This is a genomic window from Celeribacter marinus, assembly GCF_001308265.1.
Lineage (GTDB): Bacteria > Pseudomonadota > Alphaproteobacteria > Rhodobacterales > Rhodobacteraceae > Celeribacter > Celeribacter marinus.
In genome coordinates this window covers 1,788,991-1,801,767 of record NZ_CP012023.1, presented here as the reverse complement: position 1 = coordinate 1,801,767, position 12,777 = coordinate 1,788,991, and the positions used below count along the sequence as shown (strand labels likewise).

Below are 12,777 nucleotides of genomic sequence, written 5' to 3'. Positions count from 1 at the left end.
ACGGTCACCTGAACGCGCGAAACCCGAACATCATATAATCGCGTTGATAGGCCTGTTTTACGGCCTGCTCGATGTCCTCATCATAGATCGCGGCAAGCGAAAATGGCTTGTCGTCTTCGATAGGGTTAAGGGGCAGTATCGGGTCGATGCCTACAGCTCTTGCCAAACATGTGAGATCGCGCTCCAATGTCTCTTCGCGAACAATCATGTCGGGCATCGAAAACTCTGAAAACCCTTTGATAATTTCAGATTGAGAGGCCCACGACGGGTCCACACGTACAGACGTTTGGGCGTTCAAGTTCCCTTTCACAAAGTCGATGAACGCCAAGAATGCCGCTTTGTGTTGATCTTTAGAATACCCGTCCGTGACACCATCGGCAGGAACATCGACTTTATATGTGGTTCGTAGAACGTCGCGAATCTCACCGAAACTCTCTTCGCCCGTCGACACAATGTGGGTGCAAAAGGCACGATGTAGCCGCGCAACAGGGTGGGAGATCACGGTGAAGCTGCGGTGTTCTTTCGCGCGGCGCTTCCATTGGCGGAGCGTCTTTTGCGAAAATCCAATTGTTAAATCTGATTGCTCAACGCTATCTAACGCACACATCCAATCGCGAACCGTTGCCTCAGGGCCGGACCGGACGGGCAGATACAACAGCGGAGCATGCGCCGCTGCGACATAGCTTGGAACCGCCGGACCACGGCGCGGTTCAAAATTGGGCGTGCTCGCGAGATTGAAATGGTCAACATCCGACAGCTCAGTAACCATTTGGGCAAAGTTATTCACCTTGTCCTTAAGTTGGGACGGGTTCTGTACCTTTGTTTGTTGCGATGTTGTGTGTTGCTCAACATCCACACCCAAGAACCGCGCCAATCCATTCACAACCTCGATATCCTTGATATCTTCATAGTTGATATAAAATCCGGTTTGCCCCGAAACCTGAAGACGCCGCTGCAACTCTACCTGAAACGTTTTTATGGCATCGAGCATGGTTTCGAATTCGCGCTTTTCAAAGGTGACTTTTGCCGTTCGCGCATCTTTCAAATCACCCAAACGCCACTGGCCCGTCTGATCGGCTATTTTCTTTGAGACATAGCTCTCAAGCGGATTTCGCGTCAGAATGATCTTTGCGCATTTGGGATCATCCATAAAGTGATTGAACATCCGCGGATCGTGGTTGTGAAAGAACCGAAACCCCGCAAGCCCCTCGGTATTAGATTTCATCGCCTCTAACAAAGTGTTGGGATTCTGTTCGCGCTGCGCCTTGGACACACCACACATCTTGTCCGAATTTGCTTTTCCGACAAACGCAGGATTGTAGGCCTCCCCCCAACATGTGAGCCCAGGGTAGGAATTTACGGTCGCTTCGAGGAAATTTGATCCCGTGCGCATCTCTGCCAAAATTACAAAATAATCAAACTGGTTGGACATATCAGGTTCACTTTATGAGGTAGGGACGCTTGCTTTCGCGCTGTGGCTGGTTGGCGTCAGATGTCGTTGGGAAATCCCCGACAAGATACGGACTCATCCCTTTATTCTTGAGATCTTGAAGAAACTGGGTGAAGCCGGTCAAGTCACGCAAACGCGGGGTTTCTGTCAAACGCCGTAAATTTTTGGGACCAATTTCGTCGATAATCGTTTGTAAAATCTCGGTTCGGCTCTCGATAAAGTCCGCCATTGTCCAGATTCGAATGCGCGCCTTTACATGACGTGACCGCAGAATTTCCAAGTGTTCTGCCTCAATCCGCTGAAGGCGCGCAGCCTCGGCCCGAACGGTCGCAAACTCCATGTTGGAGCGGAACAACGTCATAGCCCATGCTCCAGAAATTGCCGAAATTTGAGCATTTGGGTCTGTCGCAATCAACCAACTGATTTCTTGATTGTCTCGTGGCCCAAAGCTGAAACACTGGCGTTCGCCGCGCGTATTCCAAATCAACGATGTAAGAAACCCACACGCATCGTAATCACGCAGCTTGGGATTGTTGGATAGCGCACCTGCAAAAACGGGCTGCCCGCCTGCGAACTGAGCGCCCTCCGGCGCGTACAAATGGCCATGAACCCGCGCACCGACCGCGCGCGACAACCATTCGTCGAAATCCTCAAACAGTTCCGAAAACCCCTCGAACACCGAGTATTGCGCACATGTTTTACCACGCTCCTTGCCCGCATGAGGCATGCGGCTTTGCATATACAGCCCCTCACGGCCATTCACACGCCGATCAACGGCCTTTGAAAAAATGCGGTCAATTTTTCCTGGGTTTGGCTCGGCACCCTGCATCGGATTGTGACTGGTATTCAAGAAAGTGTCGTAGATTCGATCGGCTTTAGGCCAGATTTTCCGTGCAACGAAACAATCCGAGCGCCGCAATAGCTGTAAGTGATCATCATAAAAAATGTGCGGTTTGCCCTGATAATCGAACTTTGACAGCGTGAGGGATCGGCTTTCCACATCGGTAGAATACAGGCGCACAAGGGACTGGTAATAGCTCTCGTCAGGAATCCAAACGCGTTTAAAATACCTGTCATACACTTGGCGTTCTGGATCATTCAATATCTTGGACAGGGTGTCACGGGACAAGCACCACCATTGCGACCCAAGGTGCGGAACGACATTTGTCGGTCGCTTACGTCTAAAGCCAACGCGGCGTTGCAAACGGACATACGCGTCGAACAAGCGCCGATTTTTCTTCCATGAAAATGGAAACCGCAGGGTAAACCGTTCGGAATCCAGCCCACCAACCGTCCACGGCACGTCTTCCGTCGTCACGCTCTCGATAAAGTTTGTCGTCGGGCGCGCCGATAGATACGCTTTCAAATCGGCTACGGGTCTCAACGGCAAACAGGATCCGGAGGCAAGATAGACATGCTGAACATCATCAAACCGGTCAAGCATAAGTTCAGACGCATTTTGAGATGCCGCAACCAATGACCACGTACCCCAATCACAACTGTGTCGCTTCGAAAACAACACATTGTCTAAATCGGACAGGCTTTCAACAAATGCTTGATAAGCTGCCGCCGCCACGCGTTTGTCCACATGGACCACGACAGGGCACCCTTGGTCCGCCCAATGACGTGCCACTTGTTCGGCGCGGTCCAGCGCTGTGTGAACCAGCATAACAAAGCCGACCGTCATGCCCAATTCCCCTTAGACATCAGCCCAAGAATCTCAAGTTGCCGCCAATTAATATATTTCTCAGACCAATTGCACCACAGGTCCGGATCTTCTTCTAGATTTTTGTGATAGGCTACGTACTCGCGGCCGCTGGCGTAGTGCTCTTGTCGCTGCAACTCTTCTTCTGTCTTCGCGCGCAGGGTGCTTATGAATTTGGCATGAAGCAACGCCCCAGACGCTTTTTCACCACCGTCAGTATCGTACACCAAGTTTAGCCCACGCGGCAAAAGCATGTGAGTTGATTGAATATACGCAAATTTTCTATCCCATTTCACCAAGGGAATTTTGTTCATCGAAGGTGCGTTTTCTGGGTCATCTTTAAAGAAACGGCGTGCCCGTGGACCGCCTTGAATCCACAAGTTGAAATAGTCCGGATTGGTCGAAATCGTATAGTTTCCGCTATCGAACCATTCGGCGATTTCCATGGGGTTTTGGCCGGCACGATACGCCACCGCGTCGACGCTTCCCTTAGGATACATATCAATCATCATCGCCGAGAAACTCTTGAGACCAGAGTTATCGAGCCAATCTGTGAGAGCCGGTATGGGGCGCGTATCGCAAAATGGATAAACAAAAAACTCATCGACATCCACGGTCAGGGTCCAATGCCCATGGCAATACTTGCGCGCGAGCCAGTTCATCCAACGCACACCAAAATCTGCTCGTTTATAACTGGCCTGTGTATGCCAAAGTGAGACGTCATTTTGTGACTTGAGATAAGCACCCGACCCATCATCGCTATCATTATCGATGATAAGAAAGTGCGACACACCAAGATCGCGATAGTATTGTAGAAAATACGGAAGACGGATGCACTCGTTGCGTAGTGTCACAACGACAAGAATATCATGGGGCCGAATTTGGGACGTCCGGTCAGCGACGCAGGTCAAATCATGACGTGCGCGAATAGCCTTGAACAAGACCTTTTTGCGCCGCCAGCGCATGCGATATCTACCAAACCTGCTCAATCGACCAACTGTTCCCACTAGCGATACGTTTACCCATCGCTTCTATCTATGCAGACTACGCTTTTAGTCGTGATTGGTAAACAATTAGGGCACATTGCGTTGATTGTTTACACTAGCGCGCAGAGTCACCACATCCCCAAGCACCACGCGACATAAGGTCAAGAGATTCTAGTTGATCTACCCCCTCATAGGGTACCGAAATATCCCCCATCAAATCAGGACTGTCGACGATTGAGTCATAGTAGCCCTGAAACGCAGATGGGTCCCGAAAGTGTTGGTTTCTGTTCTTTTCCTCACGAGACTTCTCAATGACATTTGGCAAAAATTTCGTGTGCAGTAAAACACCTGTAAGTCGGGGATCGGATGGCCCGTCATAGAGGGCATTCAACGATGGCGGCAAAAGGGAATGAGTGGAGTTAATGTAGGCATAGCGCCAATTCCATCTCACTAAAGGCAATTTATTTAAAGTTGGTCCCTTCTCCGGGGTATCCGCAAAAAAGACGCGTTCGCGTGCACCGCCCTGCAACCACAAGTTCCCCCGAGGCTGCTGTCGCGTGGCGCGGTAAGGTGTTGGATCAAAATGGGTCAAAACGTCTCTTGGGTCTTGGCCGGCCGTGTAGCGCACTGCGCCGATCGGACCCTGAGGATACAGGTCCAACATCAACGCACCCATCGCTGGTGTTCCCGTTTGATCTAAAAAGCGACACAAATCCGGCAACTTACGGGCCTGAACGTCTGGATAAACAAAAAGTTCATCCGCATCGACCGTCAGGCACCACTTGTCATTGCAATACCGCATCAAAAGCCAGTTAGCCCAATCCAAACCAAAGCGGGATGCCTTGTAGCTCGCCTTCGTCTCCCAAAGAGATACGTCACGCATTTGCGCCAAGAGCGCAGTCGTGCCATCGTCGCTATCGTTATCAACAATCAGAAAATGAGTGACCCCAAGATCTCGGTAGTAGTCGAGAAAATAGGGCAGACGCTGCGCCTCATTTCGAACCACGCTAACTGCAAGAATTGCGTCATCTCCAATGACGGACGTTCGGTTCGTAATCGCGGTCAGTTGGCGGCGCGATCGAAACGACCTCCAAATCAAATGACGCCGCAACTGCCGCATCATATAGGCCTGAAAATAATGCCCCATAGCTGTACCCCTCACCGTCCGTTAGGGAACATTTTATGCGTATTCAAATCACTTTTCATAGTGGCCAGTTTGGTGCCATCGCCACGCATCTGCAATCATCTCGCCAAGATTAGATCGCATCGGGGCCCAACCCAACTCCGTCACGGCCCGCTCTGACCCTGAAACCAGTTTTGTACAATCCCCAGCGCGGCGCGCTCCTTCTACGTATGGCACCTCTTTGTTGGTAACTGCACGCGAATGATCAATCACTTCACGAACAGAGAATCCGTCACCGGTGCCAAGATTGAACACGCGGCTGCCTTTACCTTCAAGCAACCATTTCAGACCCAAAACATGCGCATCAACGAGATCGCAGACATGGACATAGTCACGCACACATGTCCCGTCAGGCGTTTCATAATCAGTGCCAAAGATGGTCAACGCATCACGTTTTCCAGAAATTGCATCAAGCATGAGCGGAATCAAATGCGTCTCGGGCTGATGGAACTCGCCAACCTCACCATCGGGATCACCACCCGCCACATTGAAGTAGCGAAAGATAACGTGATCAAGCCCAAATGCTTGCTGAAAGTTACCAAGGATATCCTCAACGGCTTTCTTGGACGCGCCATAGGAGTTGATCGGAAGTTGAACGCTATTCTCATCTAAAACAACGTTGTCTTGATCGCCATAAGTCGCACATGTCGATGAGAATACAAAATTGAGGCAATTGGCTGCGACCGCTGCCTCTACCAACGTCAACGACCCAATAACGTTGTTGCGCCAATATTTTGCAGGATCGTGCATGCTTTCTCCCACCTGAGAGAAAGCCGCAAAATGCATAACCGCAACAGGGCTATATTTGGAAAAAACCGCGTCAAGGTTGTCACGGTCCAACAAATCGCACCGCTCAAATGGGCCGAACTTGACCGCGTCCTCCCAGCCAGTGGATAGATTATCCACAGTTACCGGAATAAATCCGGCCGCACGAAGGGCCTTGCAGGCATGCGAGCCAATATAGCCCGCCCCACCTGTTACGATAACATGTTGCGTCATTTCTTCACTTATTGTGCTGCAGCGCGCATGGACGATAAACCGTCAAGAAACTCTTGGAGGTCATCGCGAAGTTCAGGGCGCGATAGGCCAAACGAAATCGTCGCCTGCAAGAAACCAGCCTTGGAGCCGCAATCAAAACGCTGTCCCTCGAACTTATAACCATAGACGTTGCGCCCCTCAGCGATTTCATCGGCAATCGCATCGGTCAATTGAATCTCTCCGCCAGAACCCGCCTTTTTCTTATTTAGGTTGCGCATCACGTCCGGAGACAAAATATAGCGGCCAATCACGGCAAGATTGGATGGCTCCTCGCCTGCCGGAGGCTTTTCAACCATGCCCTTCACAGACACAGCGGACCCTTGTTCACCATCAAAATCCAAAACGCCGTAGGATGACGCTTTATCCTGAGGAACTTCCATCGCGGCAACCATGGACCCGCCAAGTTCGGCGTGGGCCTCCATCATTTGCTGAAGACAGGGCTTTTCAGCCGCAATAACATCATCGGGCAAAATTACAGCAAACGGTTCTTTTGGTCCCAAAAGACGGCGGGCGCACCACACAGCATGCCCAAGACCAAGCGCCCTATGTTGGCGGATGTAGGCAATTTCACCGCTATCCATATTTGTGTTTTTAAGGATCGCCAAAAGGTCGTCTTTACCCTTTTTACGCAGCTCTTGCTCCAGAATCGGCGCGTGATCAAAGTAGTCTTCCAATGCGCCTTTGCCGCGAGAGGTAACAAAAATGAACTCCTTGATCCCAGCCGCGCGTGCCTCATCAATCGCATATTGAATGAGAGGCCGATCAACGAGAGTCATAATCTCTTTTGGCACGGACTTTGTTGCGGGAAGAAAACGGGTTCCAAGTCCAGCCACTGGAAATATGGCTTTTGTTACCTTGCGGTTCATCACTGCTCCTTCGCCAAATAACGGCGTAATCAAAAAAATCGTCCCACATCTAAACGGGAAAAGCTAAGGTGTCAGTATGGACCTGACAATTAGGCCCCGAAATAGTTCGATTGTGACCTTACATCCATGCTCGTTCAAAATTATGGCACAGAGCTATTAATTTAGGCGAAACTTAATCTGCCGACCATTTCACTCCATATTATTATCGCGCAGCATCGATTCAACGCGCTCGACATCAGACGGATTGTTCAACTCCCAAAACTGACGCCCGCGTGATTGCACCTTCACACACTTGATCCGATGCCCGTTTTCAATGAACCGCAACTGTTCCAGACCTTCAAGACGCTCAAGCGGACCTTCCGGCCATGAAAGATAGTTGCGCAATGCCTCGGCCTTGTAAGCATAAACGCCTACATGATGAAATACCGGTGTCGGGTCATCATTCGCATAATCTGCATTGGTGTACGGGATGACTTCCTTGGAAAAATAAAGCGCGTATTTGTCCACATCAAACACGGCCGTTGTCCCGCCAACGCGACCCGCCTTACGATCCTCCAAAAATCCGTTTAGGGCGCGCCCGTCACATTGCAAAACTGGGGTCGTCATCGACGCACCCTCGTCCGACTTAATATCGTCCACCAGTGTTTCGACAAACCAATGCGGGGTGAGGGGCGCATCACCTTGCAGGTTGATCACTACGTCATACGCATCCCCAAGTGCCGTGTGGGCCTCTGCACAACGTTCTGTACCGTTGACGCAAGTGGACGAGGTCATCACCACCTCGGCACCAAACGCCTCGGCTGCATCGCGGATACGACTATCGTCAGTGGCCACGACAACACGGTCAATGCCATTTACCGATTGCGCCGCTTCCCAACTCCGTTGGATCAGTGATTTCTTTACGCCGCCCTTTCCCGCAAGCTCGACAAGAGGCTTTCCGGGGTAACGTGACGAGGCATAGCGGGCGGGTATAACGAGAAGCGTTTTCATTGTGCTGATTTCAACTCCACACCTGGTGCGTAAGCAATAAAGAACGGATTGGCGTAATCCTCTTTGCCGTAGGTCAAGGACTCATGCGTATCGAAGCGTACGACATCCCCCCCCGCACCAATCAAAACGGCATGACCCGCGGCGGTATCCCACTCCATCGTGCGCCCAACGCGCGGATAAAGATCCGCTTCGCCAGTCGCGACGAGGCAAAATTTTAGGGAAGAGCCCGCGGATTTGCTGTCCGCCACATTATATTTATTAATGTAATCCTCGGTCGCCTGATCGCGGTGAGATTTAGAGGCGACCACAAGCAACGCTGAGTTGTCTGGAACTTTCACGGATATCTTATTTTGAACGCCCGCAATGTCACGTGCAAATGGACCGACCTCTTCAACGGATTTCCCGTCTACATCAGTGATGAACAGTCTGTTTTTTGCTGGCGCATATACCACGCCGCGCGTTGGCACACCGTTTTCCACATACGCAATATTAACCGTGAAATCGCCGCGCCTATTGATGAATTCTTTGGTGCCATCAAGCGGGTCAACGATAAGAAACGTATCGGCCTTAAGCGCATGCGACTGCGCTTGTTCTTCGGTAATCAGCGTCACTTCGGGAAAGGACGCGCGCAAGCCCGCAGAAATAATGGCGTCCGCCGCCTCGTCCGCAATCGTCACGGGGCTATCATCCGATTTTGATCTCACTTCAAAATCATCGGAATTGTAGATCTCCATAATTTTGTCACCTGCCTCAAGTGCAAGACTGCGCATAAGTGGAATAAGTGTTTCAAAATCCAATGGTCTCTCCTTAAAAGGCGGATGCCCTGTAAATGCGGTGTATCTTGATGCCGCTTAATTGATTATGCAACTTTCGCATCTTATGCTTCACCAAAGGTCAATCGGCAAGTCAGCCATTTTTGACATCCTGTGTAGGAATTTTGACGTGTTCAAATACTCATCGCAACAAAACGGATTTTCGGCAGCATTCAATATTCTGCGGCTCATTTTTCACAATACGGTGCGGCACGTCCGAAAATCTCACGGTAGCCCATTGATTGGTCTGATCACCAACATTTCACAGGCAATCATTCTTGTCGCTGTATTTTCCTTTATGATGAGTATCTTAGGCATTAGCCGCAACTCGGTGCGCGGTGATTTCATTTTATTTATCATGTCAGGGATTTTTCTATTCCTAACCCACAACAAGACATTGGGAGACGTCGCGAGCGCGGAATCAGGCACCTCTCCAATGATGCAGCACGCCCCAATGAACACGGCGATTTCGATCACGTCTGCCGCCCTCAGCGCGCTATACATACAATTCTTGTCAGTTGCAGTCATTTTGACTGTGTATCAGCTCGGATGGGGTGGGGTAGAATTCCAATATCTGCCTGGTGCATTTGCGATGTTCATGATGGCTTGGTTCTCTGGTGCGGCTATCGGCACTGTTGTGCTCGCGGCCAAACCTTGGGCGCCTGAATTCGTGCGTGTCGTTCAAACCCTTTACACTCGGGCAAATATGTTCACATCCGGCAAGATGTTTCTTGCAAACGCAATGCCGGGGTTCATGCTGGCGTTTTTCAAATGGAATCCGTTATTTCACACAATCGACCAAGCCCGCGGATACACCTTTGTGAACTACAATCCTCACTATAGTTCACCACTCTATCCGCTCATGTTTTCATTGGTCTTCCTTACCATTGGGCTTTTGGCTGAGTTTTTCACTCGAAAACGCGCCTCGGCAAGTTGGTCAGCTCGGTAACGTGCCTTACGTTACCACCCGCATCGTCAAATTAATGCGCCCCGACTTAGGCAACAGTTGGCTTGAACCATATTTCACACGGTCAATTCCGTGATAGAGCAACCTCGCCGCGCCGCTCATAACAACGACATCTCCCGACTGAAGCCAAATACTCTCCGTCTTGCCGCCCCGGGTTGCATTCCCGACCCGAAAAAGCGCCTCATCACCGAGCGAAATTGACACAACGGGTTGTTCAAAATCACTTTCATCCCGATCTTGATGCATACCCATTTTAGCATCTTCGCCATAAAAATTGACCAAGCAGCATTCGGGCTTTCGCGCCAAAGGTGCGACAGTGTCCCAAATATTTAAAATTCGTTCAGGAATGAGCGGCCACGGTGCGCCGTCAGGGTGAGTCTCGCTGTACCGGTAACCATGCCGATCCGACACCCAACCGAACCGACCGGCCGAGGTCATTCTTACCGACATAGGCTTGCCATACGGCGTCATAGGCGAAAATACAGGTGCCTCACGGACGACATCACGCAAATCAGAAACAATTTCAGACTGAAGCGACGTGTGAATCAGCCCCTTGAACACCTGCATGCTCTTTAAATCGAGTGGTGTGATGTCATATTTTTTGGTCATTAAAGTAGGTTCCTTCGTCAATGACTGCAATTTTCACCTTTTTAGGGGCCTCACACAACTTGCAGGGGCCAAAACGCATCCCTATATACGCATCGAAGCACTGATCGGTTCAATCCGGTCTTAAACATTCAACACTGGGATTGATGGCGGGTGCCTGAATGGGCCCAACGTCAAAACATCGCCAAGAAGAGGACTTAAAGGTATGGCTAAAGTCATCGGTATCGACCTCGGGACCACAAACTCCTGCGTCGCAATCATGGACGGTTCACAGCCGCGTGTCATCGAGAATTCAGAAGGCGCGCGCACAACGCCGTCTATCGTCGGCTTCACAGACAATGAGCGCCTTGTCGGCCAAGCCGCAAAACGCCAAGCTGTGACCAACCCCGAAAATACAGTTTTCGCCGTAAAGCGCCTTATCGGCCGCCGCGCAGGTGACGCCGAAGTGGAAAAGGACAAGAACCTTGTTCCTTACGAGATTGTCGATGGCGGCAATGGTGATGCCTGGGTAAGCGTTAAAGGCGACAAGTATTCGCCATCGCAAATCTCTGCATTCATTCTCGGCAAGATGAAAGAAACAGCTGAGTCTTACCTCGGCGAAGAAGTGACACAGGCGGTTATTACAGTTCCGGCCTACTTCAACGATGCGCAACGCCAAGCGACTAAAGACGCTGGCAAAATTGCCGGCCTCGAAGTTTTGCGGATCATCAACGAGCCCACAGCGGCGGCGTTGGCCTATGGTCTCGACAAAGAGGACACCAAAACCATCGCGGTCTATGACCTTGGCGGCGGTACATTCGACGTCACCATCCTTGAGCTTGGCGACGGCGTGTTTGAAGTACAAGCAACCAACGGCGACACCTTCCTCGGCGGTGAAGATTTCGACATGCGTATCGTCAGCTATTTTGCGAGCGAGTTTAAAAAAGAACACGGCGTCGACCTAACCAAAGACAAGATGGCGTTGCAGCGTCTCAAAGAGGCGGCTGAAAAAGCAAAGATCGAACTGTCGTCATCCACACAGACCGAGATCAACCAACCGTTTATCTCTATGGATCCTGCGACAGGCACACCTTTGCACCTCGTCGTCAAATTGACGCGCGCAAAACTTGAAAGCCTCGTTGGTGACTTGATTAAGAACTCGATCAAGCCATGCCAAGCTGCATTGAAAGACGCAGGCCTGTCCACATCCGACATCGACGAGATCGTTCTCGTTGGCGGCATGACACGTATGCCAAAAGTGATCGAAGAAGTGACAAAGTTCTTTGGCAAAGAGCCACACAAGGGTGTGAACCCTGACGAAGTTGTAGCCATGGGTGCCGCCATTCAAGCGGGCGTACTACAAGGCGATGTCAAAGACGTGCTTTTGCTCGACGTCACTCCATTGTCGCTCGGCATCGAAACACTCGGCGGTGTATTCACACGCTTGATCGACCGCAACACAACGATCCCGACGAAAAAGTCTCAGGTCTTCTCGACCGCAGAAGACAACCAGTCGGCCGTGACATTGCGCGTCTTCCAAGGTGAGCGTGAAATGGCAGCCGACAACAAGATGTTGGGTCAATTCAACCTTGAGGGTCTTCCACCTGCTCCACGCGGTTTGCCTCAGATTGAAGTCACCTTTGACATCAATGCCGATGGCATCGTCGAAGTGGGCGCTAAAGACAAAGGCACAGGCAAAGAGCAGCGGATTACGATCCAAGCATCGGGTGGCCTATCTGACGCCGATATCGATCAAATGGTGAAAGACGCCGAAGCAAACGCGGAAGCAGACAAAGAGCGCAAAGAGCTCGTCGAAGCCAAAAACCAGGCCGAGAGCCTCATCCACTCGACCGAAAAGTCGATGGAAGAGCATGGCGCCAAGGTCGATCCAACCACTATCGAAGCTATCGAGCTCGCGATTGTGGCGCTGAAAGATCAGTTGGAAACCGAAGATGCAGGCAAAATTCGCTCTGGTGTTCAAAACGTAACCGAAGCTGCGATGAAACTTGGTGAGGCGATCTACAAGTCTAGCCAAGAGGCATCTGGTGATGGCGACATGGACATGAGTGACGATGGCCCATCTGGCGTTGACGATGATATTGTCGATGCTGATTTCGAAGATCTGGACGACAACAAGCGTTCATAAACGTTGATTGGGTCCGATCGGCCGGCCTGTCTTGTGCAGGCCGGCCATC

General features: G+C 50.9%; 11 protein-coding genes. 2 read left to right on the top strand and 9 right to left on the bottom strand.

Features of this window, described 5'->3' with window-relative positions; genetic code table 11:
• Nucleotides 1–4: 4 nt before the first annotated feature.
• The 8 genes from IMCC12053_RS08915 to cysQ all read right to left on the bottom strand — a co-directional run bounded on the left by IMCC12053_RS08915 (nt 5) and on the right by cysQ (nt 8,988).
• Nucleotides 5–1,432: a sulfotransferase family 2 domain-containing protein gene (locus tag IMCC12053_RS08915; protein ID WP_062218281.1), complete on the bottom strand. Its 1,428-nt coding sequence runs from the start codon at nt 1,430–1,432 to the stop codon at nt 5–7.
• A 7-nt stretch (nt 1,433–1,439) separates the two neighbouring features.
• Nucleotides 1,440–3,137 (bottom strand): DUF5927 domain-containing protein, encoded by a 1,698-nt coding sequence (locus tag IMCC12053_RS08910; protein ID WP_062218278.1) that lies wholly within the window; start codon nt 3,135–3,137, stop codon nt 1,440–1,442.
• Complete coding sequence (locus IMCC12053_RS08905) at nt 3,134–4,120, bottom strand: glycosyltransferase family 2 protein (protein ID WP_062218275.1); 987 nt, start codon at nt 4,118–4,120, stop codon at nt 3,134–3,136. Before IMCC12053_RS08905 ends, IMCC12053_RS08910 begins: the two co-directional genes overlap by 4 nt.
• A 136-nt stretch (nt 4,121–4,256) precedes the next feature.
• On the bottom strand, nt 4,257–5,288 hold the full coding sequence (locus IMCC12053_RS08900) for a glycosyltransferase family 2 protein (protein WP_062218272.1): 1,032 nt from the start codon (nt 5,286–5,288) through the stop codon (nt 4,257–4,259).
• Nucleotides 5,289–5,336: 48 nt separating this feature from the next.
• Nucleotides 5,337–6,323, bottom strand: coding sequence for a UDP-glucose 4-epimerase GalE (galE, locus tag IMCC12053_RS08895; protein WP_062218269.1), 987 nt, complete (start codon nt 6,321–6,323; stop codon nt 5,337–5,339).
• An 8-nt stretch (nt 6,324–6,331) separates the two neighbouring features.
• Complete coding sequence (locus IMCC12053_RS08890) at nt 6,332–7,228, bottom strand: UTP--glucose-1-phosphate uridylyltransferase (protein ID WP_062218266.1); 897 nt, start codon at nt 7,226–7,228, stop codon at nt 6,332–6,334.
• Nucleotides 7,229–7,417: 189 nt separating this feature from the next.
• A complete protein-coding gene (gene kdsB, locus IMCC12053_RS08885; protein WP_062218262.1) occupies nt 7,418–8,218 on the bottom strand; it encodes a 3-deoxy-manno-octulosonate cytidylyltransferase in 801 nt (266 codons plus the stop codon).
• Entirely contained in the window at nt 8,215–8,988 is a 774-nt protein-coding gene (gene cysQ / locus IMCC12053_RS08880; RefSeq protein ID WP_417903498.1) for a 3'(2'),5'-bisphosphate nucleotidase CysQ, read from the bottom strand. The genes kdsB and cysQ overlap by 4 nt, the downstream gene beginning before the upstream one ends.
• Before the next feature lie 172 nt (nt 8,989–9,160).
• Between cysQ and IMCC12053_RS08875 the strand changes: the two genes are divergently transcribed.
• Nucleotides 9,161–9,979: an ABC transporter permease gene (locus IMCC12053_RS08875; protein WP_062221109.1), complete on the top strand. Its 819-nt coding sequence runs from the start codon at nt 9,161–9,163 to the stop codon at nt 9,977–9,979.
• Nucleotides 9,980–9,985: 6 nt separating this feature from the next.
• Here the strand turns inward: IMCC12053_RS08875 and IMCC12053_RS08870 are convergent, their stop codons facing one another.
• Nucleotides 9,986–10,564 (bottom strand): alpha-ketoglutarate-dependent dioxygenase AlkB, encoded by a 579-nt coding sequence (locus tag IMCC12053_RS08870; RefSeq protein ID WP_417903497.1) that lies wholly within the window; start codon nt 10,562–10,564, stop codon nt 9,986–9,988.
• Nucleotides 10,565–10,808: 244 nt separating this feature from the next.
• Here IMCC12053_RS08870 and dnaK point away from each other — a divergent pair, with 244 nt between their 5' ends.
• Entirely contained in the window at nt 10,809–12,728 is a 1,920-nt protein-coding gene (gene dnaK, locus IMCC12053_RS08865; RefSeq protein WP_062218251.1) for a molecular chaperone DnaK, read from the top strand.
• Nucleotides 12,729–12,777 lie beyond the last annotated feature (49 nt).

Coding starts and splice junctions, on each gene's coding strand:
- IMCC12053_RS08915 (WP_062218281.1), bottom strand. CDS start 1,432: ATGTCCAACCAGTTTGATTATTTTGTAATTTTGGCAGAGATGCGCACG.
- IMCC12053_RS08910 (WP_062218278.1), bottom strand. CDS start 3,137: ATGACGGTCGGCTTTGTTATGCTGGTTCACACAGCGCTGGACCGCGCC.
- IMCC12053_RS08905 (WP_062218275.1), bottom strand. CDS start 4,120: ATGCGCTGGCGGCGCAAAAAGGTCTTGTTCAAGGCTATTCGCGCACGT.
- IMCC12053_RS08900 (WP_062218272.1), bottom strand. CDS start 5,288: ATGGGGCATTATTTTCAGGCCTATATGATGCGGCAGTTGCGGCGTCAT.
- galE (WP_062218269.1), bottom strand. CDS start 6,323: ATGACGCAACATGTTATCGTAACAGGTGGGGCGGGCTATATTGGCTCG.
- IMCC12053_RS08890 (WP_062218266.1), bottom strand. CDS start 7,228: ATGAACCGCAAGGTAACAAAAGCCATATTTCCAGTGGCTGGACTTGGA.
- kdsB (WP_062218262.1), bottom strand. CDS start 8,218: ATGAAAACGCTTCTCGTTATACCCGCCCGCTATGCCTCGTCACGTTAC.
- cysQ (WP_417903498.1), bottom strand. CDS start 8,988: ATGCGCAGTCTTGCACTTGAGGCAGGTGACAAAATTATGGAGATCTAC.
- IMCC12053_RS08870 (WP_417903497.1), bottom strand. CDS start 10,564: ATGCAGGTGTTCAAGGGGCTGATTCACACGTCGCTTCAGTCTGAAATT.
- dnaK (WP_062218251.1), top strand. CDS start 10,809: ATGGCTAAAGTCATCGGTATCGACCTCGGGACCACAAACTCCTGCGTC.